Source organism: Pseudomonas sp. 18058 (assembly GCF_902706155.1).
In the GTDB taxonomy this organism is placed as follows: domain Bacteria; phylum Pseudomonadota; class Gammaproteobacteria; order Pseudomonadales; family Pseudomonadaceae; genus Aquipseudomonas; species Aquipseudomonas rustica.
Genome location: NZ_CACSJY010000015.1, coordinates 73,676 through 98,759, shown reverse-complemented (window position 1 = coordinate 98,759; position 25,084 = coordinate 73,676). Strand labels below are relative to the sequence as shown.

Below are 25,084 nucleotides of genomic sequence, written 5' to 3'. Positions count from 1 at the left end.
GTTACCCAACACAATCATGCCTTGCAAGCCGAATCAGGCAGAAACTTCAGTTACCAGTTTTGCCAGTTCTTCGGCATAGCTGCGAACCTGCGTTTCGTCCTCGCCTTCGACCATGACGCGCACCAGAGGCTCTGTCCCGGACTTACGCAAAAGCACACGACCACGACCCGCCATTGCCTGGGTTACACGCGCACTGGCTTCATTGACAGCAGGATGTTCCAGCGGATTGTCGCCGCCGCCAAAACGCACGTTGATCAGCACTTGAGGGCACTTGCGCAGCGCCTGACGGCTTTGCGCCAGACCTTCGTTACGGGTCTTGAGCGCCATCAGCACTTGCAACGCCGCGATGATCGCATCACCGGTCGTGGTGTGATTAAAGCAAACGATGTGCCCCGAATTTTCACCACCAACCAGCCAGTTGCGTTCGAGCAATTCAGCAATCACATAGCGGTCACCGACATTGGCACGGATAAACGGAATTGAAAGCTCCGCCAGCGCCAACTCAAGACCCAGGTTGCTCATCAGTGTACCGACTACGCCGCCCTGCAGCTTGCCGCGCTCATGCAGGTCACGGGCGATGATGAACAACAACTCGTCACCATCAACGATGGCACCGGTGTGATCGACCATCAGAACCCGGTCACCGTCACCGTCGAAGGCAATACCCAGATCAGCATGCTCAGCCAGCACCGCCGCCTGCAACTGGCCCATATGGGTCGAGCCGCAGTTGTCGTTGATGTTCAAGCCATTAGGTTGCGCCGACAGCACCACCACTTCAGCACCCAGCTCGCGGAACACGCTAGGCGCTACCTTGTAGGTCGCACCGTGGGCGCAGTCGATGACAATTTTCAGCCCGGAGAAGCTGGTACCGGTCGGCACACTGCTTTTGCAGAATTCGATGTAACGACCGGATGCGTCGTTGATACGCGACACCTTGCCGATCTTGCTCGACTCAACCACCGTCATCGGTGCGTCGAGCAACTCTTCAATCATCAGCTCCAGCTCATCTGGCAGCTTGGTGCCTTTGCCGGAGAAAAACTTGATACCGTTATCGTCGTGCGGATTGTGCGAGGCACTGATCACAATGCCGGCTTCAGCCTGGAACGTACGCGACAGGTAAGCGATCGCGGGCGTCGGCATCGGGCCCAGCAGCATCACATCGGCACCCGCCGAAGTCAGGCCGGCTTCAAGCGCCGATTCGAACATGTAGCCGGAAATCCGCGTGTCCTTGCCAACCAGCACTTTGCAGGCGCCCATCTTGCGGAACGCCATGCCGGCAGCCCAGCCGAGCTTGAGCATGAAGTCAGGAGTAATCGGGTATTCACCGACTCGACCACGAATGCCGTCAGTACCAAAGTATTTCTTGCTCATAAGTGCTCCATCATTCTTCTTCAGCTGATTCCACGGCCGCGAGCATCCGCACCACGTCTACCGTTTCCGCCACATCATGGACACGCAATATACGCGCACCTTTCAACGACGCCAGCGCCGCCAGTGCCAGACCGCCGTGCAGCCGCTCACCGACAGGACGATTCAGCGCCTGCCCGATCATGCTTTTACGAGAAACGCCCACCAGCAGCGGCCGGCCCAACGCATGCAGGGCTTCCATGTGCTTGAACAAGCTTAGATTGTGCTGCAGGGTTTTGGCGAAGCCAAACCCCGGATCGAGGATGATTCGCTCGGCAGGAATACCGGCGGCCGCACATTGCGTCATGCGCTCAGCGAGAAACTCACCGACTTCCCGAGTGACATCCTGATAGTGCGGATTGTCCTGCATGTCACTAGGCTCACCCAGCATATGCATAAGGCACACCGGCAAACCGGTCGCCGCTGCTGCATCCAGCGCACCATCACGCTGCAATGAACGGACATCGTTAATCAGACCAGCACCGAGCCGCGCCGTTTCGCGCATCACCGCGGGCGTCGAGGTATCAACCGAGATAATCACATCGAGTTCGCGATTGATCAGCTCGACGATTGGCGCGACGCGTTCAAGCTCTTCGAGAGGGGAAACCGCACGCGCGCCGGGGCGAGTCGACTCGCCGCCAACATCGATCAACGTCGCACCAGCGGCGACCATGGCTTCGGCGTGGCGCAGGGCCGCGTCGAGCTGGCTGTATCGGCCGCCATCGGAAAAGGAATCGGGAGTGACATTGAGAATGCCCATGACATGCGTATGGGCCAAATCAAGAACCCGGTTGCCGCAAGGCAACCGGGTCAGGGACTGTGCAAAAGTCATTTCAAACCTTAAACGTCAGCAGCCGGACCGCCAATCGGTGTTTCCGGACGCTCATCCTGAACAACCGGAGGCGGCGGTGTACCCGTGCCACCCGACCAGTCGCGAGGTTCGCGAGGTGTGCGACCGGCCATGATGTCGTCGATCTGTTCAGCATCGATCGTTTCGTACTTCATCAGAGCGTCAGCCATGGCATCGAGCTTGTCACGGTTGTCCGTAAGGATCTGCTTGGCCGTGCCGTAACACTGATCAATGATGCTGCGCACTTCGGAGTCGATCAGCTTGGCTGTCTCACCGGAGAAGCTGGCCGCCTGCCCGCCACCGCCGCGACCGAGGAACACTTCGCCCTCTTCTTCAGCGTACATCAGCGGACCGAGTTTTTCCGACAGGCCCCATTTCGTCACCATGTTCCGTGCAATCTGGCTGGCACGCATGATGTCGTTGGAAGCACCGGTGGTGACACCGTCGAAGCCCAGGGTCATCTCTTCAGCAATACGGCCGCCATACAGCGAGCAGATCTGACTGATCAGTGCGCGCTTGGACAGGCTGTAGCGATCTTCTTCCGGCAGGAACATGGTCACACCCAGCGCACGACCGCGCGGGATGATCGACACCTTGTAGACCGGATCATGCTCAGGCACGACGCGACCCACAATGGCGTGGCCCGCTTCGTGATAAGCAGTGTTCTGCTTTTCTTTCTCGGACATGACCATCGATTTGCGCTCGGCGCCCATCATGATCTTGTCTTTGGCCAGTTCGAATTCTTTCATCTCGACGATGCGCTTGCCGCTACGTGCTGCGAACAGCGACGCTTCGTTGACCAGGTTAGCCAGGTCAGCACCGGAGAAGCCCGGAGTACCACGTGCGATCACGGCCGGAGCGACGTCGTCACCCATTGGCACTTTGCGCATGTGTACTTTGAGGATCTGCTCGCGACCACGGATATCCGGCAGACCGACCACAACCTGACGGTCGAAACGGCCCGGACGCAGCAGCGCAGGGTCGAGTACGTCAGGACGGTTGGTTGCAGCGATAACAATGATGCCGTCGTTCATTTCGAAGCCGTCCATCTCAACCAGCAACTGGTTGAGAGTCTGCTCACGCTCATCGTGACCGCCACCCATGCCGGCGCCACGATGGCGGCCGACGGCGTCGATTTCGTCGATAAAGATGATGCAAGGCGCGTGTTTCTTCGCCTGCTCGAACATGTCACGCACACGGCTGGCACCGACACCGACGAACATCTCGACGAAGTCAGAACCGGAAATGGTGAAGAACGGCACTTTGGCTTCGCCGGCAATCGCCTTGGCCAGCAAGGTTTTACCGGTACCCGGAGGACCGACCATCAGCACACCGCGAGGAATACGACCGCCCAGGCGCTGGAACTTGCCCGGATCACGGAGGAATTCAACCAGCTCGCCCACTTCTTCCTTGGCTTCGTCGCAACCGGCAACGTCAGCCAACGTGGTTTTTACCTGATCTTCGGAGAGCAGGCGCGCCTTGCTCTTGCCGAAGCTCATCGGCCCGCCCTTGCCGCCGGCACCGCCCTGCATCTGGCGCATGAAGAACATGAACACCGCGATGATCACCAGGATCGGGAAGCTGGCCACCAGAAGCTGGGTCCAGATGCTTTGCTGTTCAGGCTGCTTGCCTTCAACCACAACGTGGTTGTCGACCAGATCGCCGATCAGGCCATTGTCCTGAATCGCCGGACGAATGGTCTTGAAGCTGTCGCCGTCATTGCGTTTGCCGGTAATCACATAGCCATCAACCGCTACGCGTTCGACCTTGCCATCCTTGACCTGCTGGATGAAGTCGGAATAGTTGAGGGTCTGCGGCTCGTTAGGGCTGGAGAAGTTGTTCATCACTGTCACCAGGACAGCCGCGATGATCAACCACAGGATCAGATTCTTTGCCATATCGTTCAATTAACTACCCTCTGAAGCAAGCTCCGCTACTGGCGCGCGCTTCGCATGATATTCACCGGCCTAACTTACTACATTACCTACGGCTCTGGCAGGCGCCGTCTGTAACCCTTTGTGAAACACTTTCTACACAATATTCGCTAATGCGCTCGGGGCGAAATACGAAAAACCTATCACCCCGCCAAAAAAACTCCGTTTTACTCACTACGCCCGCGGTAACCCCAAGCCAGCATGTATTGCTCGCGGGAGGTGCCTCGAGAAGAGTCCGGCTTGATCATCTGGATCTTGTCGAACTTCTTGCGAGCATCCTTCAGGTAGGTATCGAACCCTTCACCCTGAAAAATCTTGATTACAAAATTACCGCCCGGCTTGAGGATTCGCTCCGCCAAGTCTAGCGCCAGTTCACAAAGAAACATGGCTTTGGGCATGTCAACTTCGGGCGTACCACTCATATTGGGGGCCATATCGGAAATCACAAGGTCCACCTGCGAATTACCTACCGCCTCAAGGATCTGTGCGAGCACCGCATCCTCGGTGAAGTCACCTTGAATGAAAGTCACGTCCGGAATGCTGTCCATTTCCAGAATGTCCGAGGCGATCAGACGGCCCTGACCGCCGATCAACCGGCTGGTGACCTGCGACCAGCCGCCAGGCGCTGCGCCCAGGTCGACAACGCTCATGCCGGGGCGGATCAGTTTGTACTTCTCCTGGACTTCCAGAAGCTTGTAACTCGCACGCGAGCGGTAGCCATCCTTCTGGGCCTGCTTCACATATGGGTCATTAACATGTCTTTTCAGCCAACCAAGGCTTGTCTTGGAACGCGCCATTGGGCACCTCGATAATTAGGGTCGTGATTAATTGGGCGGATCCACGAGCCCTCGGGTAAAATGGCCGCCATTTTACAGAATCCAGACGAAAGGGTCAGATTATGCCGCTCACTCAAGAGCAGAAGAAACAGTACAAATCCATTGGCCACCATCTGAAACCCGTTTTGACGGTAGCCGACAATGGTTTGACTGAAGGTGTGTTAGCCGAATTTGAACGTGCATTGGCGGATCACGAGCTGATCAAGATCAAGCTCACCATCCTTGATCGCGAAGCGCGCCTGGCGCAAATCGCAGAGCTGTGCAAGGTCGGCAAAGCGGATCTGGTACAGGTCATCGGCAAGATGGCACTGGTGTATCGCAAGAACTTCAGCGCCAACAAGCAGCTGTCGAACGTTCATCGCTTCAAGTGATGACAGGGGTCAAGGGTGTGCTTCGCGCACCCTGACACTCCACCCCGGCACCGGTTGCATTACCAGTATCAAACCGGAAAAGCCCAGAATCAGAAAACTGAATTCCTGCCAGCGCTGCGCTTCCGGCCAGCCGACACGCACTGCGACAAACATCGCGCACGCGTACAACGCCATCAGCAGCACCTGCCCGCGAAAATCCCGCCATAGACTGGCAAGGCCTTCGGCCTGTACCAGCACCAAAGCCTGAAATATCACGCAAGCGGCAGCGAATCCCACCACCAGCACTTCAAATGCAGCGGCTACTTCATCGATCAGCAGCGGCGCCAGGCCAATTTTGCCCAATGCCGGCTGCAAACCGAGATGAATTAGCCATAGACCGCCGACCCATAACATCTGGGTCAGTTGCCAAAGCATGGCGCCCGCGTGCAGCGGGCGCCCTTTTTCAGATGTGACGGACTTCGACAATCTCGTACTCGATCACGCCACCAGGCGTTTTAACCGCCACCACATCACCCTCTTCCTTGGCAATCAAGGCGCGGGCCAGTGGCGAACCGACGGAAATCTTGCCGAGTTTGAAGTCAGCCTCGTCCTCACCCACGATGTGGTAAGTAACGCGCTCATCCGTCTCGACGTTGGCGATTTCCACGGTCGTGCCGAAAATCACTTTGCCAGTGTGCGGGATCGACGTGACATCAATGATGATCTGATTCTGAATCCGGCCCTCGATGTCACGAATCCGCGCCTCGACCATGCCTTGCTGTTCGCGCGCGGCATGGTATTCAGCGTTTTCCTTCAAGTCACCCAGCTCGCGAGCCGTGCCGATGTCCTGGCTGAGCTTCGGACGGACGACCTTGGTCAGGTGAGTGTGTTCTTCTTCCAGGGCTTTGGCGCCCTGAACAGTCATTGGGTATTTGGTTATGCTCATGCCTTCAATCCTGCGTGTAGATCTTGCAAGCGGCGCACGGTCTTTTCCGGACCGAACTTCAGCGCTTCACAGATAGCTTCGCCAGCAGCAATGGTAGTGGTGCAGTAGATCTTGTGCTGCAAGGCATTACGACGAATGGAGTACGAATCAGCGATCGACTGACGACCTTCGGTGGTGTTGATGATCAGCGTGACTTCGTCATTCTTGATCATGTCGACCACGTGCGGACGACCCTCGGTCACCTTGTTCACACGGCGCACTTTCAGACCTGCGGCTTCGATCAGCTTGGCAGTACCGGCAGTGGCAACCACTTCGAAACCCAAGTTGATCAGATCACGGGCCACGCCTGCAACCAATGGCTTGTCGTCGTCACGTACGCTGATGAACGCAGTACCGCCGGTCGGCAGCACTTCGCTCGCGCCCATCTGGGCTTTGGCGAATGCTTCACCGAAGGTGTCGCCGACGCCCATCACTTCACCGGTCGACTTCATCTCTGGGCCGAGGATCGGGTCAACGCCAGGGAATTTGGCGAACGGGAAGACTGCCTCTTTCACGCTGTAGAAGTTCGGGATGATTTCTTTGGTGAAGCCGATTTCTTTCAGGGTCTTACCAGCCATCACGCGGGCAGCGATCATCGCCAGGGAAACACCGATGCACTTCGACACGAACGGTACGGTACGGGAAGCGCGCGGGTTGACTTCGATGACGTAGATGTCTTCGCCTTGCAGCGCCAACTGTACGTTCATCAGGCCGACAACGCCCAGTTCCAGGGCCATTTTCTTGACCTGTTCGCGCATCTCGTCCTGGATGTGCGCAGGCAGCGAGTACGGCGGCAGCGAGCACGCGGAGTCACCGGAGTGAACGCCAGCCTGTTCGATGTGCTGCATGATCGCGCCGATGACGACGTCTTTGCCGTCGCAGACTGCATCCACGTCCATTTCGATGGCGCAGTTGAGGAAGTGGTCGAGCAGCACCGGGCTGTCGTTGGACACTTTCACCGCGTCACGCAGGTAGCGCTTGAGTTCTTCTTCTTCGTAAACGATTTCCATCGCGCGGCCACCCAGTACATAGGATGGGCGTACGACCAACGGGTAACCGATCTTGCTGGCGGCACGAATTGCTTCGTCTTCGCTGCGCACGGTGGCGTTTGGCGGCTGACGCAGGTTCAGGCGCTCAACCATTTGCTGGAAACGCTCACGGTCTTCGGCACGGTCGATCGCGTCCGGGCTGGTGCCGATGATCGGCACGCCAGCGGCTTCAAGAGCGCGAGCCAGTTTCAGTGGAGTCTGGCCGCCGTACTGGACGATCACGCCTTTTGGCTTCTCGACACGGCAGATTTCCAGCACGTCTTCGAGGGTTACCGATTCGAAGTACAGACGATCGGAGGTGTCGTAGTCAGTGGAAACAGTTTCCGGGTTGCAGTTGACCATGATGGTTTCGTAGCCGTCTTCGCGCAGTGCGAGGGCAGCGTGAACGCAGCAGTAGTCGAACTCGATACCTTGGCCGATACGGTTCGGGCCACCGCCCAGAATCATGATCTTGTCGCGACCCGACGGCGCGGCTTCGCACTCTTCTTCGTAAGTCGAATAAAGATAAGCGGTGTCGGTGGCGAACTCGGCGGCGCAGGTGTCAACGCGCTTGTAGACCGGGAACACTTCCAGCTTGTGACGGTGAGTCCGCAGGTTCTTCTCGGTCACACCCAGCAGCTTGGCCAGACGCTGATCAGAGAAACCTTTGCGCTTGAGCTTGTACATCACGTCGCGGTCGATCGCGGACAGACCGAGGGTCTTGACCTTCTCTTCGTCCTTGATCAGATCTTCGATCTGTACCAGGAACCAAGGGTCGATCATGTTCATCGCGAAGATTTCTTCGACGGTCATGCCGGCGCGGAAAGCGTCTGCCACGTACCAGATGCGCTCGGCGCCCGGCACGGTCAGTTCGCGCTTGAGCACGCTCATGCTTTCCGGGTTGCTCAGGTCGAGCTTCTCGTCCAGACCGCAAACGCCAACTTCCAGGCCGCGCAGAGCTTTCTGCAGGGATTCCTGGAAGGTACGGCCGATGGCCATGACTTCACCCACCGACTTCATCTGAGTGGTCAGACGTGCGTCAGCCTTGGCGAATTTTTCGAAGGCGAAGCGCGGCAGCTTGGTGACGACGTAGTCGATCGACGGCTCGAAGGACGCCGGGGTTTTGCCGCCGGTGATGTCGTTCGACAGTTCGTCGAGGGTGTAGCCCACAGCCAGTTTGGCCGCGACTTTGGCGATCGGGAAACCGGTGGCTTTCGAAGCCAGCGCCGAGGAACGCGATACGCGCGGGTTCATTTCGATCACGACCATACGGCCAGTGTCCGGGCAGATACCGAATTGCACGTTGGAACCGCCGGTCTCGACGCCGATCTCGCGCAGTACCGCCAGGGAGGCGTTACGCAGGATCTGGTATTCCTTGTCGGTCAGGGTTTGTGCTGGAGCCACGGTGATCGAGTCACCGGTGTGCACGCCCATCGGGTCAAAGTTTTCGATCGAGCAGACGATGATGCAGTTGTCCTTTTTGTCGCGGACAACTTCCATCTCATATTCTTTCCAGCCGATCAGCGATTCGTCGATCAGCAGCTCTTTGGTCGGCGACAGGTCGAGACCGCGGGCGCAGATTTCTTCGAACTCTTCACGGTTGTACGCGATGCCACCACCGGTGCCGCCCATGGTGAAGGACGGACGAATGATGCACGGGAAGCCGAGGGTTTCGAGAACCGCGTTGGCTTCTTCCATGCTGTGGGCGATACCGGAGCGCGGGCACGCCAGGCCGATGGATTTCATCGCCTTGTCGAAACGCGAACGGTCTTCAGCCTTGTCGATGGTGTCGGCGTTGGCGCCGATCATTTCTACGCCGAACTTCTCCAGAATGCCTTCGCGTTCCAGGTCCAGGGCGCAGTTCAGAGCAGTCTGGCCGCCCATGGTTGGCAACACGGCGTCCGGACGCTCTTTCTCGATGATCTTGGCAACGGTCTGCCACTTGATCGGCTCGATGTAAGTCGCGTCGGCCATGTCCGGGTCGGTCATGATGGTGGCCGGGTTGGAGTTCACCAGGATGACGCGGTAGCCCTCTTCGCGCAGGGCTTTACAGGCCTGGGCGCCGGAGTAGTCGAATTCGCAGGCCTGGCCGATAACGATCGGGCCAGCGCCGAGAATCAGGATGCTTTTAATGTCTGTACGTTTTGGCATGGGTTTGTCACTCAAATCCGCAGGTCAGTCGGCAAGCCGTCTTGATCGATTTCTGAAGTCCCGAGGGGGCCGCCGGTGCCGGGGCCGCTCTCGAGGGGCTTCTCTCTACAGTCTCAAGGCGAACGCTTAGCGTCGCTTGGCCATCTCGTTGATGAAGCGGTCGAACAGTGGCGCGACGTCATTCGGGCCCGGGCTCGCTTCAGGGTGACCCTGGAAGCTGAACGCGCTCTTGTCGGTGCGCTCGATGCCTTGCAGGGTGCCGTCGAACAGCGATTTGTGGATCGCACGCACGTTGGCTGGCAGGGTTTCTTCGTCCACCGCAAAACCGTGGTTCTGGCTGGTGATCATTACAACGCCAGTGTCCAGATCCTGCACCGGGTGGTTGGCACCGTGGTGGCCGTGGCCCATTTTCAGGGTCTTGGCGCCGGAGGCCAGAGCCAGCAGTTGGTGACCGAGGCAGATGCCGAATACCGGAATTTCGGTTTCCAGGACTTCCTTGATCGCCTTGATCGCGTAGTCGCAAGGCTCCGGATCACCCGGGCCGTTGGACAGGAACACGCCGTCCGGCTTCAGCGCCAGCACATCGGCCGCTGGGGTTTGGGCAGGTACGACGGTGACGCGGCAGCCGCGTTCGACCAGCATGCGCAGGATGTTGACCTTGACGCCGTAATCGTAGGCAACCACGTGGTAAGGCAGCTCGGAGGCTTCGATGGTCGCGTGGCTGTCGGTCTTCAGATCCCAGACAGTCGAGCGCCATTCGTATTGCTTCTTGGTGCTGACGACTTTCGCCAGATCCATGCCCTTCAGGCCCGGGAAGCCTTGCGCAGCAGCGATTGCTGCTTCTTCGGAAATGTTGTCGCCGGCCATGATGCAGCCGTTCTGTGCGCCTTTTTCACGCAGGATGCGGGTCAGGCGGCGGGTGTCGATACCGGCGATTGCCACAACGTTGTTGGCTTTCAGGTAATCGGACAGGGACATCGTGTTACGCCAGTTGCTCGCTACCAGCGGCAGGTCACGAATGACCAGGCCAGCGGACCAGACGCGGTCGGACTCGGCGTCTTCCGGCGTGGTGCCGGTGTTGCCGATGTGCGGGTAAGTCAGGGTAACGATTTGTTGGGCGTAGGAAGGATCGGTAAGGATTTCCTGATAGCCGGTCATTGCGGTGTTGAACACCACCTCACCAACGGTCTGACCGTCGGCTCCAATGGCTTCGCCGCGAAAAATGCTGCCATCAGCAAGGGCGAGTATGGCTGGCTTAGTCAAGAAGACCTCCCGTAAATAAAGCATGAAGGGGCAATCGCAGGTTGTAAAAAAGCGGAGTGACGTATGGACACGTCACCCCGCTTCTTCACTGAATTATTCTGCGCGCTTTTAGTGGACACACTAAAGCTGTAGCTTACAGGAAAGACCTCGATTTCGGAAGGGCGAAACACACACAAACTCGCCTTATAAAGGCATGGCGACGCGCGACCACGGTGATGGCACGGTTGACACCCCTTCACCCCTCTCTAGAATAGGTACCCATCTCAAGTTTCGAGCAAGAAACCCTGAATGAGTACCCACATCAGCATCGCTGACGCCGCCACGCTGCTGAATGTCAGTACGCAACGGGTCAGAACCCTTTGCCGCAACGGCGACCTCCAGTCCGAAAAGATCGGTAACACCTGGATCATCGACCACGCCAGCTTAAAAAATTACGGGCTCCGAACCGCACATATGATTGCACAAGATCACCCTGCTTACGCCGTGCAGACGTCGTCGAGCGAGCGCAAACCTATCGCTCTGAGTTTTTTCTCCGGCGCCATGGGCCTCGATCTCGGCCTGGAAAAGGCCGGTTTCGATATCCGCCTGGCCTGCGAATCGAACAAGCATTGCCGCCAGACCATCACCCTGAATCGCCCCAACACCGCGCTGCTCGGCGACATCAATGACTGCACCGCCGAACAAGTGCTGGAAGCCGCACAGGTGCGCGCCGAAGACGTCGACCTGATCGTCGGCGGCCCGCCCTGCCAGGCCTTCAGCACCGCCGGCAAGCGCAAGGCGTTCAATGATGATCGCGGCAACGCCTTCCTCAAGTACATCGATCTGGCACTGGAAATTCGCCCACGCTTCATCGTGATCGAGAACGTGCGCGGGCTGTTGTCGTGCCCGATGGATCATCGCCCGCACAATCAGCGCGGCAGCGAATTCCCCGATCTGTCCCTCGACGAAATGAAGGGCGGCGCGCTCAACTTCGTCATCAGCGTGCTGCGACGTGCCGGCTACACCTGCACGTTCAACCTGTACAACTCAGCGAATTTCGGCACGCCGCAAATTCGCGAGCGGGTCATCATTGTCTGCTCCCGCGATGGCAAAGAAGCGCCATTCCTGACGCCAACCCACTCCGAAGACGGCTCCCACGGCCTGCCAGTGTGGAACAAGCTGCGCGGCGCACTGGTCGGTCTGGATCAGCACACGCACCTGAACTTCCCGGAAAAACGCCTCAAGTACTACCGCATGCTCACCGCCGGACAGAACTGGCGCAGCCTGACTCCGGACTTGCAGCAAGAAGCTCTCGGCAAGTCGTATTTCTCCGGCGGCGGCAAAACCGGTTTCCTGCGCCGTCTGCATTGGGAAAAACCCTCGCCGACGCTGGTCACTCACCCGGCCATGCCGGCCACAGACCTCGCGCACCCGGAAGAGGATCGCCCGCTGTCGATTCAGGAATACAAACGCATTCAGGAGTTTCCGGACGACTGGCAACTGGCTGGCCCGCTGATCGAGCAATACAAACAGGTCGGCAACGCCGTACCGGTCAGCCTCGGCCATGCGGTCGGCAAGTTGATTCGCGACCTGCTCAGCGGCACCGATCAGGCGCCGCCGCAGGACTTCCGCTTCTCGCGCTACCAGGCCACGTCGCACAACGACTGGCTGCAAGTGTTCGAGCAGCAGAAGAAGAAGCTCCAATTCGACCTGGAACTGGCCTGATTCACCGCCGAGGGAGCGTCTGCTCCCTCAAGCCTCACGCCTCACTCATCGCTTGAAGAGTTGAGGCGTACCAGACGATCCCACTGGATCGCACCCTCAGCGTTGCAAAACTCGCGGGTGAATTCTTCCGTGAACTGGTTGACCAGTTGCGTGTACGAGTCCTGGAATTGGGCATTACGCTCGTGCGCCTTAAAGCCCAGCGGCCCGATCAGCTCGACAAACAGATCCGGGTCGCCCGAGATGAACTCCCAGAAACGCTGACCGCAGAGTTTGCTGTAGTCGCCCTTGTCCGGATTGTTATCACGCCCGTAGCAGCAACCGTTGACGGCAACGATGTTCAGGCCGGACTGGCTGGTACGCAATGTCCGCTGCGCCGTTTTGAAGTTGGTACGCATTTGGGTGATCTGCGAGCTGTTGCCCCAGTTCGGCCCGGACTTGATCGCGACCAGATGACGGCGCCCGTCCTTGTCGAACTCCAGATCGACACCAGCGACCGCTGACTTCCAGCCTCCATAGGTCTTGCCATTGATAAAGATCGCCAGGCCTTCCAGCCAATCGCCGAACAGGGTTTCCTCGTTAGAAGACACGTGCGCATCAACAATCCCACGAACGATCTGCTCCGCCGTCTGCATGTCCTTGGCTTTGAACATGTAGGGATTCTTGCGCTTGAGCACACTCTTGAGCTTCAACCGCGACAGGCTGTCGAGACGCTTCTGGTGAAACGTGCCGATATTGTCTTCGACGTACTTGGCCACATCGGCCAGATCCAATGGTTGCATCCGTTGCATTCCTTTCAAAAATTGAAACTTCAGACAAAACAAAGGCGCTTTACGCGCCTTGTTTTTTTCACATTCGAATTACTTCAGATCGAGCACATCCTGCATGTCATACAGGCCCGGCTCACGCCCGTCGAGCCACAGCGCAGCACGCACCGCGCCCTTGGCGAAGGTCATACGGCTGGAAGCCTTGTGGGTGATTTCCAGACGCTCGCCCTCACAGGCAAACAGCACGGTGTGATCGCCGACCACATCACCGCCGCGAACCGTGGCAAAACCGATGGTTTCACGCTCACGCGCGCCGGTGTGGCCTTCACGCCCATAGACCGCAACCTTCTGCAGATCACGATCCAGCGCATCGGCAATCACTTCGCCCATGCGCAGCGCGGTACCCGAAGGTGCGTCGATCTTGTGCCGGTGATGAGCTTCGATGATCTCGATGTCAGCCTCATCGCCCAGCACCCGCGCCGTCATCTCGAGCAATTTCAGCGACAGGTTGACCCCGACGCTGAAGTTGGCGGCAAACACGATCGGGATGTCTTTCCCGGCATCGGCCAGCAATTGCTTCTGCGCCGCGTCCAGCCCGGTGGTACCGATGACCATGGCTTTGCCTGCCTTGCGGCAGAACGCCAGGTTTTTCAGCATCACTTCGGGCAGGGTGAAATCGATCAGTACGTCGAACTCTTCAGCCACGGCTTCGATGTGAGCGGACAACGGCACGCCAATACGACCCAGCGAAGCCAGCTCACCGGCATCAACGCCGATCAACGTGCTGCCCGGACGCACCACGGCAGCGGTCAAACCGGTCAGCGGCGCGCGCTGTTGCACGGCTTCGACCAGAATCTTACCCATGCGCCCAGCAGCGCCCATCACAGCTATACGTCGCATGCCGACTCCTTACAGATCGCCGAAGAAGCGCTTCACACCGTCAAACCAACCGGTGGTTTTCGGTGAATGGCTGTTGTCGTCGGCCAGCGAGCTGCGGAATTCTTCCAGCAGTTCGCGCTGACGACGGTTCAGGTTGACCGGCGTTTCGACCGCAACGCGGCACATCAGATCGCCCGCACCGCCGCCACGCACTGGCGCAACGCCTTTGCCGCGCACACGGAACTGCTTGCCGGTCTGGGTGCCTTCAGGGATTTTCAGTTTGACGCGACCGTCGAGGGTCGGGATTTCCAGCTCGCCGCCCAATGCTGCGTCGACGAAGCTGATCGGCACTTCGCAGAACAGATGCTTGCCGTCACGCTGGAAGATGTCGTGCTCGCGCACGTTGATGACCACGTACAGGTCGCCCGTCGGGCCGCCCTGCGTACCCGCTTCGCCTTCGCCGGACAGACGAATGCGGTCGCCGGTGTCGACGCCGGCCGGTACCTTGACCGAGAGGGTTTTGTACTCTTCAACGCGACCGTCACCGTGGCAGGAATCGCACGGATCGGAAATGATCTTGCCTTGGCCATGGCAGCGCGGGCAGGTTTGCTGCACCGAGAAGAAGCCTTGCTGCATGCGCACCTGACCGATGCCGCCGCAGGTCGGGCACGTCGATGGCGAGGAGCCTTTTTTGGCACCCGAACCGTCGCACGGCTTGCAGTTGACCAGTGTCGGAACGCGGATATTCACCGACGTGCCGCGCACCGCTTCTTCCAGATTCAGCTCCAGGGTGTAGCGCAGATCACTGCCACGCTGAGCGCCGCCACGACCACCGCCGCGACCGCCACCGAAGAAATCACTGAAGACATCGCCAAAGATGTCAGAGAAGTTCTGACCGCCAAAACCGGCACCGCCGCCGCCCATGCTTGGGTCAACGCCGGCATGACCGTACTGGTCGTAAGCCGCACGCTTGCTGGAATCGGACAGCACTTCGTAGGCCTCGTTGGCCTCTTTGAACAGTTCTTCCGACGCTTTGTCATCGGGATTACGGTCCGGGTGATGCTTCATCGCCAGACGACGGTAGGCCTTCTTCAGGTCTGCATCGCTTGAGCCACGCTCAACACCCAACACTTCGTAATAGTCACGCTTTGCCATAAGTCTTCTGCACTCTTGAGGACGTCCGGCAAACCCCTCCTGAGGATCGCCAAACTCGTTGAGCCCCAATACAGGCCCGGACCCAACTCACGTCAATTCAACGATCCTGGTCTTTGATTCTGCGGTACTTGCGGCGCGAAAAGCAGGAGCATTCCCGGCCATACCGCCAGCATCCGAACGTTGTCGCATGCTGTAAAAATTCGCGTATTCCAGATACGCCAACGCGGGAGCTAGCTCCCGCGCGGCGACATCCTACCAGTCACTGCCCGAAGGCAGTCAACCGGCCGACCAACAACTTACTTGTGGTCTTTGACTTCTTCGAACTCTGCATCGACAACGTCGTCAGCCTTCTCAGCCGATTCGCCTTGCGGGGCTGCGCCATCAGCTGGCTGAGCCTGTTCGGCGTACATCTTCTGAGCAACCGGAGCGGAGACTTTCGACAGCTCTTCAACCTTCGCTTCGATAGCAGCCTTGTCGTCGCCTTTGACAGCGGCTTCCAGAGCAACCACAGCCGCTTCGATCGCAGTCTTCTCTTCGGCGGTGACTTTGTCGCCCGCGTCAGCAACCATTTTGCGAGTCGAGTGAACCAGTGCATCACCCTGGTTACGGGCAGCGGCCAGTTCTTCGAACTTGCGGTCTTCTTCAGCGTTGACTTCAGCATCACGAATCATTTGCTGAATTTCGTCATCGGACAGACCGGAGTTGGCCTTGATCACGATCGACTGAGTCTTGCCGGTAGCCTTGTCTTTCGCGCCGACGTGCAGGATGCCGTTGGCGTCGATGTCGAAGGTTACTTCGATCTGTGGCACGCCACGTGGAGCAGGTGGAATGTCCGCCAGGTCGAACTTGCCCAAGGACTTGTTCTGAGTGGCTTGCTTACGCTCACCCTGCAGCACGTGAATGGTCACAGCGCCCTGGTTGTCGTCGGCAGTCGAGAACACTTGCGATTTCTTGGTAGGAATCGTGGTGTTTTTCTCGATCAGCGCGGTCATCACGCCACCCATGGTTTCGATACCCAGGGTCAGCGGGCTGACGTCGAGCAGCAGAACGTCTTTCACGTCACCGGCCAGAACAGCGCCCTGAATCGCAGCACCCATGGCAACAGCTTCGTCCGGGTTCACGTCTTTACGTGCTTCTTTACCGAAGAAATCGGTTACCAGCTTCTGTACCAGCGGCATACGGGTTTGACCACCGACCAGAATCACGTCGTTGATCGCGCCAACGTCCAGACCAGCGTCTTTCATGGCGATGCGGCAAGGTTCGATGGTGCGCTGAACCAGGTCTTCAACCAGTGCTTCAAGCTTGGCACGCGAGATTTTCACGTTCAGGTGCTTAGGACCGGTCGCATCTGCAGTGATGTACGGCAGGTTAACGTCGGTCGACTGGCTCGAGGACAGTTCGATCTTGGCTTTCTCAGCGGCTTCTTTCAGGCGCTGCATCGCCAGCGGGTCACCTTTGAGGTTCATGCCGCTTTCTTTCTTGAATTCGTCGACGAGGTAGTCGATCAGACGAATGTCAAAGTCTTCACCGCCCAGGAACGTGTCACCGTTGGTGGCCAACACTTCGAACTGGTGCTCGCCGTCAACTTCAGCGATTTCGATCACGGAGACGTCGAAAGTACCGCCACCCAGGTCATAAACGATCACGGTGTGATCGCCCTTGGCCTTGTCCATACCGTAAGCCAAAGCGGCTGCGGTTGGTTCGTTGATGATACGTTTTACGTCCAGACCCGCGATGCGGCCGGCGTCTTTGGTCGCCTGACGCTGGCTGTCGTTGAAGTAGGCCGGAACGGTAATGACCGCTTCGGTCACTGGCTCGCCGAGGTAGTCTTCGGCGGTCTTCTTCATCTTTTTCAGAATTTCAGCCGAGATTTGTGGCGGCGCCATTTTCTGGCCGTTCACTTCAACCCAAGCGTCGCCGTTGTCAGCCTTGGCGATCTTGTACGGCACCATCTGAATGTCTTTCTGCACAACTTCTTCGTCGAAACGACGACCGATCAGACGCTTAACTGCGTACAGAGTGTTGTGCGGGTTGGTCACAGCCTGACGCTTGGCCGACTGACCTACCAGGATTTCGCCATCGTTGGCGTAAGCGATGATCGACGGCGTAGTACGCGCGCCTTCAGCGTTTTCAATAACTTTTGCTTTGCCGTTTTCCAGCACGGAGACGCAGGAGTTGGTGGTCCCCAGGTCGATACCGATAATTTTGCCCATGTTAACTCTCCCGAAACTTTGGATTTGGATGCCGCAGCAGTGGTGGCTGACTGCGGTAGCACTTAAACGCTTGACTTCTAAATGGGGGCCTTGCGGCTAATTTCAAGCCTTCTCGTCAATCGAAGGCGAAATTGGCGCAGGCGACTTGCTGACCACAACCATGGCCGGGCGCAACAGGCGACCGTTGAGCTGGTAGCCTTTCTGAAACACCTTCAGAACGCTGTTCGGTTCTACGTCGGCGCTTTCTTGTGCAGCCATCGCCTGATGGTAAACAGCGTTGAACGGTTCGCCATGCGGATCGATCGCTTCAAGCTGATAACGCTTGAGGGTGTCGTGGAACATTTTCAGCGTCAGCTCGATGCCTTCGCGCATCGGACGGATGCTTTCGTCGTCCGGGTTCGACAACTCGAGACCGCGCTCCAGACTGTCGACGATCGGCAGCAGGTCGCTGGCGAATTTCTCCAGGGCGAATTTGTGCGCCTTCTCGACGTCCAGTTCGGCACGGCGGCGGACGTTCTGCAGATCGGCAGCTACGCGCAGAGATTGATCTTGCGCTGCGGCCAATTGCTCTTCGAGCACTTGCACACGGGTCGCCAGGTCATCACTCGAACCTTCCGGCGCCTGAGGGGCATCTGGGTTTTGCGTATCTACTGTCTGTTCGTCAGCCATAGAATTCTCCTTTCAATTTCTTCCGCGAGCCTGACCCGCGCTTCTGTCCCGATATATGGGGCCGCAAAATCAGGCTTCAAGGGCCTTCAAGCATTAACCCTACAAAAAAGTGCCGCATTCTCATTCCCTGATGCGCTAAGAAGTTTTGCGATTCAAGCAAATCGAGCTAAGCGAGGGCATTGTCAGGCCGAAACAAAACACTGTATAAATAACCAGACCTAAAGCCTGGGAGCGGCCTTTATGCTGGTGCACCTGTCCGTACATAACTACGCCATCGTTGAACATCTCGATCTCGAACTTGATCGCGGGATGAGCGTGATCACAGGGGAAACCGGCGCAGGCAAGTCGATTATGCTCGACGCCCTCGGCCTGACCCTGGGCGATCGTGCCGACAGCGGCGTGGTTCGCCCGGGCGCCGACAAGGCCGACATCCTCGCGACGTTCGATCTGGTCGACATCCCTGAGGCCAGCGCCTGGCTGGCCGAGCGCGATCTGGACATCGACGGCCCGTGCATCCTCCGTCGGGTCATCACCAGCGAAGGCCGTTCGCGTGGCTACATCAACGGCACGCCCTGCCCGCTCGGCGACCTCAAGTCCCTTGGCGAATTGCTGATCGATATCCACAGCCAGCATGAACACCAGTCGCTGCTGAAAACCGATACCCATCGCCGTTTGCTCGACGAATACGCCGGCGCGACCGATCTGGCCCGTCAGGTTCAACTGGCTGCCCAGCGCTGGCGCCAGACCCGTCAGGAACTGGAGCGCCTTTCCAATTCCGGTGACGAACAACGCGCGCGGCATCAACTGCTCAGCTATCAGCTCGAAGAACTGGAAAACCTCGGTCTCGGCGATAACGAACTCGAGCAACTGGAGCAGGAACACAAGAATCTGACCAACGCCGAAACCTTGCTGGGCATTTGCCGGCAAGTGGTCGAGCAATGCAGCGAAAGTGACTCGGGTAATGTCCTGAACGCACTGACCGCCAGTCTCAATCGCCTGTCGAGCGTGAATAATTCGGTCGGTGCTCTGGGCGAAGCCAGCAGCTTGCTGACCAGCGCGCAGATTCAGGTTGAAGAGGCTGTCGGTGAACTCAATCGATTCCTCGACAACTTCGATGCCGATCCGGCACGCCTGCAATATCTGGAAGAACGCCTCGACGCTATTTATACGCTAGCGCGCAAACACCGGATCCAGCCGACCGAAGTCGCGGAAATGCAGCAGAAGCTGCTGGATGAAATCGAAACCCTGAATGCCAACGATGAATCCATCGAGCGTCTGGGTGAGGAGCTGGCGTCCTACGCCCGCCATTATCAGGAGAAGGCCCGCGAGCTGAGCAATTTGCGCCATCAGGCCGCCGGCAGCCTTGCCAGTGCAGTGGAACAAGAGATTCAGCGTCTGGGCATGCCCGGCGGCCGATTCACCATCGAGCTGCGCGCCAACAGCAGTGACGAACTGCTGCCGAACGGCTTGGAACAGGTCGAATTGTTGGTCAGCGCCAACCCCGGACAACCGCTCAAAGCGCTTGCTAAAGTGGCGTCCGGTGGTGAGCTGTCGCGGATCAGCCTGGCGATTCAGGTGATCACTGCGCAGACATCCCGCGTTCCAACGCTGGTATTCGACGAAGTGGACGTGGGCATTGGTGGCCCGACGGCGGAAATTGTCGGCCAGTTACTACGTCGCCTGGGTGAACGCGGACAGGTACTGACGGTGACGCATTTGCCGCAGGTGGCCGCGCAGGGTCATCAGCACCTGTTTGTGCACAAAGTGCGTGGCGATGAGGCAACCCACACAGCTGTGTCCAAGCTGAGCAAGACCGAACGAATAGAAGAAGTCGCGCGGATGCTCGGCGGCATCGATCTGACCAAGGAATCGTTGGCTCACGCGAAAAAAATGGTGGTTACCGCGAAAGTTTAAGATTTTGAAACAATAGAAAGCACGAAGGCGACCCTTGGGTCGCCTTCGCTCGTTTCGCGAACCTGAATTCGCGTGACATGCTTACTTTTTCTTGCGGACGTACAGCACCAGGTTGTGATCAACCATCTCAAAGCCATGCTTCTCGACGATCGACTTCTGAAGTTTTTCGATTTCTTCGTCGAAGAACTCGATCACTTCACCGGTTTCCACGTTGACCATATGGTCGTGGTGGCCACCGTCAGCCAGTTCGAATACCGCGTGGCCGCCGTCGAAGTTGTGACGGACCACCAGGCCAGCTGCTTCGAACTGGGTCAGAACACGGTAAACCGTGGCCAGACCGACGTCCTCGCCAGCTTCCATCAACGCCTTGTAGACGTCCTCGGCACTCATGTGACGCTGCTCGGTAGAGTCGAGCATTTGCAGGATCTTGACCCGTGGCAGGGTCACTTTGAGGCCGGCTTTGCGTAGTTCGCTATTTTCAACCATGGTCAGCTTTCTCGCGATGCTGCTTCGCAGCTTCTCTTAATGCGGGTATGATCGGCGTTTACGTTGTCCCAGCCAAGATAGTGGAAGTCGCCCACCGATGCAAAACACCAAGCTCTTGCTAACCAGTTTCACCTTTGTGGGACTGCTCGCACTCGCCGGTTGTTCATTCCCCGGGGTTTACAAAATCGACATCCAGCAGGGCAATGTCGTCACGCAGGATATGATAGACCAGTTACGCCCGGGAATGACCCGGCCGCAAGTACGGTTTATTATGGGTAACCCCCTGCTGACCGACACGTTCCATGCCGATCGCTGGGATTACCTGTATAGCCTGCAACCGGGTGGCGGTGAACGCCAACAGGAACGCGTCAGCGTTATCTTCAATTCCAACGACCAGCTTGTCAGCTTGTCCGGTGACTTTATGCCGGGCGTCAGCCGTGACGAAGCCATTCTCGGTAAGGACAGTGGCACTAACGTGACCGCTCCTGCTGAAAACACCGAGAAGCCAGCACCGGAAAAACCGGTCAAGCCAGGTTCCTTGCTGGATCAGATCCAGAAGGACGTCGATGGTGTGGAAACCGTTCCGGTTCCGACACCAGAGCCGCTGGACACCACGCCGCAATAATTTGCGACGCAATAAAAAACCCGGAAATTCCGGGTTTTTTATTGTCTGGCGTTTGGCATCTTAAAGATTTCGCGCTTTAGCCTCAGCCGCTTTGGCTGCACGCAAGCGTCGAACTTCTTTGGGATCAGCGAGCAGAGGGCGGTAAATCTCGATGCGCTCCCCCGCCTGAATCACCCGCGAGTCTGGAACCGGCACGACCTTGCCGAAAATCCCCAACGGACACTCCGCCAGATTCAGCTCAGGAAACTCTTCAGCAATCCCCGAAGCGAGCACGGCTGCGCGCACTGTCGCACCCTCTGCCACGCTGACCGAGCGCAATACCTGGCGATCAACCGCGGCATACACCACTTCTATCTCGATCACCGGCTTAACCCTGCATCTGCTTGGCGCGCTGGCAGAACGCATCCACCAACGTGTTGGCAGCCTGATTGAACAGCGGCCCCAACGTCGCACGCACCAGCGGCCCGGCGTAATCGAACGACAAATCCAGGCTGATCTTGCAGGCCTTCTCGTTCAACGCCTTGAATACCCAAACGCCGTGCAACTGGTTGAACGGGCCTTCCTCAAGATTCATCTCGATCGACTGCCCCGGCACCAGCGTATTGCGCGTGACGAAATGCTGACTCAGCCCGCCCTTCGCCACGCCAACACTGGCGCGCATGTGCTCAGGCGAGCTTTCCAGCACCTCGGCCGCCGAGCACCACGGCAGAAACTCCGGGTAACGCGCTACGTCGTTGACCAGGTCGTAAAGGAATTGCGCCGGGTATGGCAACAGGGCTGAGCGTTGAATATGAGTCGTCATGTAAGCGTTACTTCCAGAGCTGAGCGGCAAACACTACAACAATGCCGATTGGCGCCACGTAGCGCATCAAGAACAGAGACAGGGCAAACAATTTCGGGTTGCGGATCGACAACTCGTCACGCACCGCTTCACGCCCCATCACCCATCCGGCGAACAATACAAAACACAGGCCACCGAGCGGCAACATGATCCGCGAGGTGAAGAAATCGATCACACCGAAGAAGTCCAGACCGCTCTTCGCACCCCATTGGTAGAGATGGAACAGACCGTCTTCGTTCACGAAAAATTTGGCTTCTTTCCAGATATTGAAGGAAAACACCGTGCCCAAACCGACGAACCAGCAGGTGAACGCCAACCAGAACGTCACCCAGGCGCGGCTGACTTTGGTGCGCTCAACCAGATACGCCACCATCGGCTCGAGCAGGGAAATCGCCGAGCTCCAGGCCGCAACGGCGACCAGCACGAAGAACACCACGCCCATCAATTGGCCGAAGGCTACGTTACCAAAGGCAAATGGCAGGCTGACGAACATCAGGCCCGGGCCTTCGCTCGGGTTCAGGCCGGCAGCGAAGACGATCGGGAACAACGCCAGACCGGCGACCAGCGAGACAAAGGTATCAAGCAGCGCCACGCCGACCACCGTGCCGGACAGCGACGCGTTCTTCGGCATGTATGCGCCGTAGATCATGATCGAGCCGACGCCAACGCTTAGCGAGAAGAACGCGTGGCCCATCGCAGGCAACAGACCGTCGAGGACTTTTTCCGGATGGAAGTCGAACATGAAATGCACGCCTTCCATGAAATGCCCGGTGGTCATGCTGTAACCGAGCAGCACCAACACCATCACAAACAGCAACGGCATCATGATGCGCAGGCTGCGTTCCAGCCCGGCGACCACGCCTTTGGCGATGACGAAGGCGGACAGCAGCATAAAAATCGTGTGCCAAAGTGTCAGGCGCCATGGATCGGCGATGACATTACCGAAATACGCACCGACTTGATCGGCCGTCGCGCCCTGGAAGTCGCCGCGCCCCATATCGACGATGTAATCCAGCGACCAGCCGCCGACCACACTATAGAAAGACAGGATCAGCAATGCCGTGATCATCCCGGCAAACGCGCCCCACGACCATTTGGCCGAGTGCCCGGCTTCCAGAGCCAATACCTTCAAGGCGTTCGCCGGACTCTGCCGCGCGCGGCGGCCGATCAGGGTTTCAGCGAGCATGACCGGGATGCCGATCAGGGCGATACACGCCAGAAACATCAGTACAAACGCACCGCCGCCGTAGACCCCGACCATGTAGGGGAACTTCCAGATACTACCCAGTCCCACGGCCGAACCGGTCGCGGCGAGTATGAATACCCAGCGGCTAGCCCAACTGCCGTGGACAGAAACCTTGTCTGTCGACATCGTTTATCACGCCCAAGCGTTAGAAAAAGAGGCCGCATTGTCCGGGATTCACTCAACCTGCTCAAGCACGCAGCATCACCGTAGCCGACGGCCGTTTATCTCCATATAATGCCGCCCCTATGGCTAAACAGAAGAAACACCCAACAGGGACCATCGCGCAGAACAAAAAGGCGCGACACGATTACTTCATCGAGCATAAGTTCGAGGCTGGTCTGGTCCTGGCCGGCTGGGAAGTAAAAAGTCTGCGGGCAAGCAAGCTACAGCTGGTTGACAGCTATGTCCTGCTCAAGGATGGCGAAGCGTGGCTGCTCGGTAGCCACATCACGCCTCTGATGACCGCAAGTACCCACGTCATCGCTGACCCGGTGCGCACACGCAAATTGCTGCTCAACCGCCGCGAGCTGGAAAAGCTCGCCGCGATGGTGCAGCAAAAGGGTTACGCCTGCGTCTGCCTGTCCTGGTACTGGAGCAAGCACATGGTCAAGTGCGAGATTGCTCTGGGCAAGGGCAAGAAGGAATACGACAAGCGTGACACCGAACGCGAGCGCGACGCCGGTCGCGAGCTGCAGCGTGCTGTGCGCAACAAGGGCAAGGAAGATTAATTTCTTCTGCCTTTAAAGCGTATTCGCGAGCAAGCCCGCTCCCACATTTGGAATGCATTTCAAATGTGGGAGCGGGCTTGCTCGCGAAAGCTATGGCAGCATCAACACACAAACAACTGATCACATGCCCTTGCGCCGCTCCGCCCGAGCCATGCGCTGAACCTCCTGCCGCACCTCTTCCAGCACTTCCTGCACATACAAAATGTGTCGACTGGAGACTTCCCGCGCTTGCTCCGCGCGACCTTCAATAATCGCCAGATACAATTCCCGATGCTGGGTGATCAGCATGTCGCGGGTTTCCGTGCGCTGCTTGTACATGCCGCCAATGTTGGTCACCACGTTGCGCTTGAGCAGATCGAACAAACCACGAATGGTGTGCAGCAACACCGCGTTATGACTGGCTTCGGCAATCGCCAGATGGAATTTCGCATCCGCCGCACCCTCCTCCACCCGACTGACTTCGTCGTGGCGCGAGTAGCAATCCTGCAACTCATCGAACGCCGCCGTCAGCCGTTCACGATCGACGTCTGTCGCGCGCAAGGCTGCGTAATAGGCGCACGATGCCTCCAGGGTGTGGCGAAATTCGAGCAAGTCGCGCTGCGCTTCAGGATTATTTTCGAGCAGATGCAGCAGCGGATCGCTGAACGTCGAGCCCAGGCTTTCCACCACATAATTGCCGCCGCCCTGACGGCTGACCAGCAAGCCTTTGGCCGCGAGCTTCTGAATCGCCTCACGCAATGACGGACGCGACACGCCAAATTGCTCGGCCAGCGCGCGCTCCGCCGGAAGCCGTTCGCCGGACTTCAGCGTGCCCTCAAGGATCATCCCCTCGAGTCGCTCGACAATATCGTCAGACAAACGGCGCTGACGTATCTGATCAAACCCCATAACTCACTTCTCCACGATCCCGACCGCTCGCCGGGCTCTCTATTCTGGCCTATCGGCGCCTTGCCGACACCTACCAGACGCCACTTCGTCAAAGCGGATCAGACGCGATCTGCGCTGCACGTTCGACAAAAGTTTTAGGGCGACAAATTGACACACCGACACCAAGGC

General features: G+C 58.0%; 23 protein-coding genes. 5 read left to right on the top strand and 18 right to left on the bottom strand.

Annotated elements, in window-relative coordinates; genetic code table 11:
- Positions 1-33: 33 nt before the first annotated feature.
- The 4 genes from glmM to rlmE all read right to left on the bottom strand — a co-directional run bounded on the left by glmM (position 34) and on the right by rlmE (position 4,988).
- Positions 34-1,371: a phosphoglucosamine mutase gene (gene glmM, locus GVL50_RS10860; protein WP_159812896.1), complete on the bottom strand. Its 1,338-nt coding sequence runs from the start codon at positions 1,369-1,371 to the stop codon at positions 34-36.
- A 10-nt stretch (positions 1,372-1,381) separates the two neighbouring features.
- Positions 1,382-2,239, bottom strand: a complete 858-nt coding sequence (folP, locus tag GVL50_RS10855; protein WP_159812895.1) for a dihydropteroate synthase — start codon at positions 2,237-2,239, stop codon at positions 1,382-1,384.
- 8 nt (positions 2,240-2,247) lie between these two features.
- Positions 2,248-4,155 carry an ATP-dependent zinc metalloprotease FtsH gene (gene ftsH, locus GVL50_RS10850; protein ID WP_127925787.1) on the bottom strand — a complete coding sequence of 636 codons (1,908 nt, stop codon included), beginning with the start codon at positions 4,153-4,155 and terminating at the stop codon, positions 2,248-2,250.
- Between the two features lie 203 nt (positions 4,156-4,358).
- Positions 4,359-4,988, bottom strand: coding sequence for a 23S rRNA (uridine(2552)-2'-O)-methyltransferase RlmE (gene rlmE / locus GVL50_RS10845; RefSeq protein ID WP_053117028.1), 630 nt, complete (start codon positions 4,986-4,988; stop codon positions 4,359-4,361).
- Between the two features lie 101 nt (positions 4,989-5,089).
- Here rlmE and GVL50_RS10840 point away from each other — a divergent pair, with 101 nt between their 5' ends.
- Complete coding sequence (locus GVL50_RS10840; RefSeq protein WP_053117027.1) at positions 5,090-5,398, top strand: YhbY family RNA-binding protein; 309 nt, start codon at positions 5,090-5,092, stop codon at positions 5,396-5,398.
- Between the two features lie 9 nt (positions 5,399-5,407).
- Here the strand turns inward: GVL50_RS10840 and GVL50_RS10835 are convergent, their stop codons facing one another.
- The 4 genes from GVL50_RS10835 to carA all read right to left on the bottom strand — a co-directional run bounded on the left by GVL50_RS10835 (position 5,408) and on the right by carA (position 10,804).
- Positions 5,408-5,812, bottom strand: coding sequence for a hypothetical protein (locus tag GVL50_RS10835; protein ID WP_053117026.1), 405 nt, complete (start codon positions 5,810-5,812; stop codon positions 5,408-5,410).
- A gap of 28 nt (positions 5,813-5,840) precedes the next feature.
- The gene (gene greA, locus GVL50_RS10830; protein ID WP_159812908.1) at positions 5,841-6,317 is read right to left on the bottom strand and encodes a transcription elongation factor GreA; all 477 of its coding nucleotides are present in this window, start codon (positions 6,315-6,317) and stop codon (positions 5,841-5,843) included.
- Positions 6,318-6,319: 2 nt separating this feature from the next.
- Entirely contained in the window at positions 6,320-9,541 is a 3,222-nt protein-coding gene (gene carB / locus GVL50_RS10825; protein ID WP_053117025.1) for a carbamoyl-phosphate synthase large subunit, read from the bottom strand.
- A gap of 126 nt (positions 9,542-9,667) precedes the next feature.
- A complete protein-coding gene (carA, locus tag GVL50_RS10820) occupies positions 9,668-10,804 on the bottom strand; it encodes a glutamine-hydrolyzing carbamoyl-phosphate synthase small subunit (protein WP_053117024.1) in 1,137 nt (378 codons plus the stop codon).
- A gap of 288 nt (positions 10,805-11,092) precedes the next feature.
- On the opposite strand from carA, the gene GVL50_RS10815 reads away from it, so the two are divergent.
- Positions 11,093-12,508, top strand: coding sequence for a DNA cytosine methyltransferase (locus GVL50_RS10815; RefSeq protein WP_053117023.1), 1,416 nt, complete (start codon positions 11,093-11,095; stop codon positions 12,506-12,508).
- 41 nt (positions 12,509-12,549) lie between these two features.
- Here GVL50_RS10815 and GVL50_RS10810 read toward each other — a convergent pair whose 3' ends face one another.
- From GVL50_RS10810 to grpE, 5 genes are all read right to left on the bottom strand, one after another.
- Positions 12,550-13,287, bottom strand: a complete 738-nt coding sequence (locus GVL50_RS10810) for a PmeII family type II restriction endonuclease (protein WP_159812894.1) — start codon at positions 13,285-13,287, stop codon at positions 12,550-12,552.
- 78 nt (positions 13,288-13,365) lie between these two features.
- Positions 13,366-14,172, bottom strand: a complete 807-nt coding sequence (gene dapB / locus GVL50_RS10805; protein WP_053117021.1) for a 4-hydroxy-tetrahydrodipicolinate reductase — start codon at positions 14,170-14,172, stop codon at positions 13,366-13,368.
- 9 nt (positions 14,173-14,181) lie between these two features.
- Positions 14,182-15,306, bottom strand: coding sequence for a molecular chaperone DnaJ (dnaJ, locus tag GVL50_RS10800; RefSeq protein WP_053117020.1), 1,125 nt, complete (start codon positions 15,304-15,306; stop codon positions 14,182-14,184).
- Positions 15,307-15,602: 296 nt separating this feature from the next.
- Positions 15,603-17,519, bottom strand: a complete 1,917-nt coding sequence (gene dnaK / locus GVL50_RS10795; RefSeq protein ID WP_158830202.1) for a molecular chaperone DnaK — start codon at positions 17,517-17,519, stop codon at positions 15,603-15,605.
- 102 nt (positions 17,520-17,621) lie between these two features.
- Positions 17,622-18,188 (bottom strand): nucleotide exchange factor GrpE, encoded by a 567-nt coding sequence (gene grpE, locus GVL50_RS10790; RefSeq protein WP_159812893.1) that lies wholly within the window; start codon positions 18,186-18,188, stop codon positions 17,622-17,624.
- A gap of 240 nt (positions 18,189-18,428) precedes the next feature.
- On the opposite strand from grpE, the gene recN reads away from it, so the two are divergent.
- Entirely contained in the window at positions 18,429-20,102 is a 1,674-nt protein-coding gene (recN, locus tag GVL50_RS10785; RefSeq protein ID WP_159812892.1) for a DNA repair protein RecN, read from the top strand.
- An 81-nt stretch (positions 20,103-20,183) separates the two neighbouring features.
- Here recN and fur read toward each other — a convergent pair whose 3' ends face one another.
- Complete coding sequence (gene fur / locus GVL50_RS10780) at positions 20,184-20,588, bottom strand: ferric iron uptake transcriptional regulator (protein ID WP_008088309.1); 405 nt, start codon at positions 20,586-20,588, stop codon at positions 20,184-20,186.
- 97 nt (positions 20,589-20,685) lie between these two features.
- Between fur and GVL50_RS10775 the strand changes: the two genes are divergently transcribed.
- Positions 20,686-21,213, top strand: coding sequence for an outer membrane protein assembly factor BamE (locus tag GVL50_RS10775; protein ID WP_053117016.1), 528 nt, complete (start codon positions 20,686-20,688; stop codon positions 21,211-21,213).
- 60 nt (positions 21,214-21,273) lie between these two features.
- On the opposite strand, the gene GVL50_RS10770 is transcribed toward GVL50_RS10775, so the two are convergent.
- Genes GVL50_RS10770 through GVL50_RS10760 form a run of 3 tightly spaced genes read right to left on the bottom strand, consistent with a single transcriptional unit; the run spans position 21,274 to position 23,426 of the window.
- Positions 21,274-21,618: an RnfH family protein gene (locus tag GVL50_RS10770; RefSeq protein ID WP_159812891.1), complete on the bottom strand. Its 345-nt coding sequence runs from the start codon at positions 21,616-21,618 to the stop codon at positions 21,274-21,276.
- Complete coding sequence (locus GVL50_RS10765; protein WP_159812890.1) at positions 21,581-22,015, bottom strand: type II toxin-antitoxin system RatA family toxin; 435 nt, start codon at positions 22,013-22,015, stop codon at positions 21,581-21,583. Before GVL50_RS10765 ends, GVL50_RS10770 begins: the two co-directional genes overlap by 38 nt.
- A gap of 7 nt (positions 22,016-22,022) precedes the next feature.
- Complete coding sequence (locus GVL50_RS10760) at positions 22,023-23,426, bottom strand: sodium-dependent transporter (protein WP_053117013.1); 1,404 nt, start codon at positions 23,424-23,426, stop codon at positions 22,023-22,025.
- A gap of 119 nt (positions 23,427-23,545) precedes the next feature.
- Here GVL50_RS10760 and smpB point away from each other — a divergent pair, with 119 nt between their 5' ends.
- Entirely contained in the window at positions 23,546-24,028 is a 483-nt protein-coding gene (gene smpB / locus GVL50_RS10755) for an SsrA-binding protein SmpB (protein ID WP_008088297.1), read from the top strand.
- 120 nt (positions 24,029-24,148) lie between these two features.
- Here the strand turns inward: smpB and GVL50_RS10750 are convergent, their stop codons facing one another.
- Complete coding sequence (locus GVL50_RS10750) at positions 24,149-24,916, bottom strand: FCD domain-containing protein (protein ID WP_159812889.1); 768 nt, start codon at positions 24,914-24,916, stop codon at positions 24,149-24,151.
- Between the last annotated feature and the right edge of the window lie 168 nt (positions 24,917-25,084).

What these genes read in the sequence shown, in the direction of transcription:
- carB (WP_053117025.1), bottom strand. Translation starts at nt 9,541, where the DNA reads ATGCCAAAACGTACAGACATTAAAAGCATCCTGATTCTCGGCGCTGGC.
- dapB (WP_053117021.1), bottom strand. Translation starts at nt 14,172, where the DNA reads ATGCGACGTATAGCTGTGATGGGCGCTGCTGGGCGCATGGGTAAGATT.
- glmM (WP_159812896.1), bottom strand. Translation starts at nt 1,371, where the DNA reads ATGAGCAAGAAATACTTTGGTACTGACGGCATTCGTGGTCGAGTCGGT.
- dnaJ (WP_053117020.1), bottom strand. Translation starts at nt 15,306, where the DNA reads ATGGCAAAGCGTGACTATTACGAAGTGTTGGGTGTTGAGCGTGGCTCA.
- dnaK (WP_158830202.1), bottom strand. Translation starts at nt 17,519, where the DNA reads ATGGGCAAAATTATCGGTATCGACCTGGGGACCACCAACTCCTGCGTC.
- recN (WP_159812892.1), top strand. Translation starts at nt 18,429, where the DNA reads ATGCTGGTGCACCTGTCCGTACATAACTACGCCATCGTTGAACATCTC.
- GVL50_RS10760 (WP_053117013.1), bottom strand. Translation starts at nt 23,426, where the DNA reads ATGTCGACAGACAAGGTTTCTGTCCACGGCAGTTGGGCTAGCCGCTGG.
- GVL50_RS10815 (WP_053117023.1), top strand. Translation starts at nt 11,093, where the DNA reads ATGAGTACCCACATCAGCATCGCTGACGCCGCCACGCTGCTGAATGTC.
- smpB (WP_008088297.1), top strand. Translation starts at nt 23,546, where the DNA reads ATGGCTAAACAGAAGAAACACCCAACAGGGACCATCGCGCAGAACAAA.
- ftsH (WP_127925787.1), bottom strand. Translation starts at nt 4,155, where the DNA reads ATGGCAAAGAATCTGATCCTGTGGTTGATCATCGCGGCTGTCCTGGTG.
- rlmE (WP_053117028.1), bottom strand. Translation starts at nt 4,988, where the DNA reads ATGGCGCGTTCCAAGACAAGCCTTGGTTGGCTGAAAAGACATGTTAAT.
- fur (WP_008088309.1), bottom strand. Translation starts at nt 20,588, where the DNA reads ATGGTTGAAAATAGCGAACTACGCAAAGCCGGCCTCAAAGTGACCCTG.
- GVL50_RS10775 (WP_053117016.1), top strand. Translation starts at nt 20,686, where the DNA reads ATGCAAAACACCAAGCTCTTGCTAACCAGTTTCACCTTTGTGGGACTG.
- GVL50_RS10840 (WP_053117027.1), top strand. Translation starts at nt 5,090, where the DNA reads ATGCCGCTCACTCAAGAGCAGAAGAAACAGTACAAATCCATTGGCCAC.
- grpE (WP_159812893.1), bottom strand. Translation starts at nt 18,188, where the DNA reads ATGGCTGACGAACAGACAGTAGATACGCAAAACCCAGATGCCCCTCAG.
- GVL50_RS10810 (WP_159812894.1), bottom strand. Translation starts at nt 13,287, where the DNA reads ATGCAACCATTGGATCTGGCCGATGTGGCCAAGTACGTCGAAGACAAT.
- GVL50_RS10835 (WP_053117026.1), bottom strand. Translation starts at nt 5,812, where the DNA reads ATGCTTTGGCAACTGACCCAGATGTTATGGGTCGGCGGTCTATGGCTA.
- folP (WP_159812895.1), bottom strand. Translation starts at nt 2,239, where the DNA reads ATGACTTTTGCACAGTCCCTGACCCGGTTGCCTTGCGGCAACCGGGTT.
- GVL50_RS10750 (WP_159812889.1), bottom strand. Translation starts at nt 24,916, where the DNA reads ATGGGGTTTGATCAGATACGTCAGCGCCGTTTGTCTGACGATATTGTC.
- GVL50_RS10765 (WP_159812890.1), bottom strand. Translation starts at nt 22,015, where the DNA reads ATGACGACTCATATTCAACGCTCAGCCCTGTTGCCATACCCGGCGCAA.
- GVL50_RS10770 (WP_159812891.1), bottom strand. Translation starts at nt 21,618, where the DNA reads ATGCGTTCTGCCAGCGCGCCAAGCAGATGCAGGGTTAAGCCGGTGATC.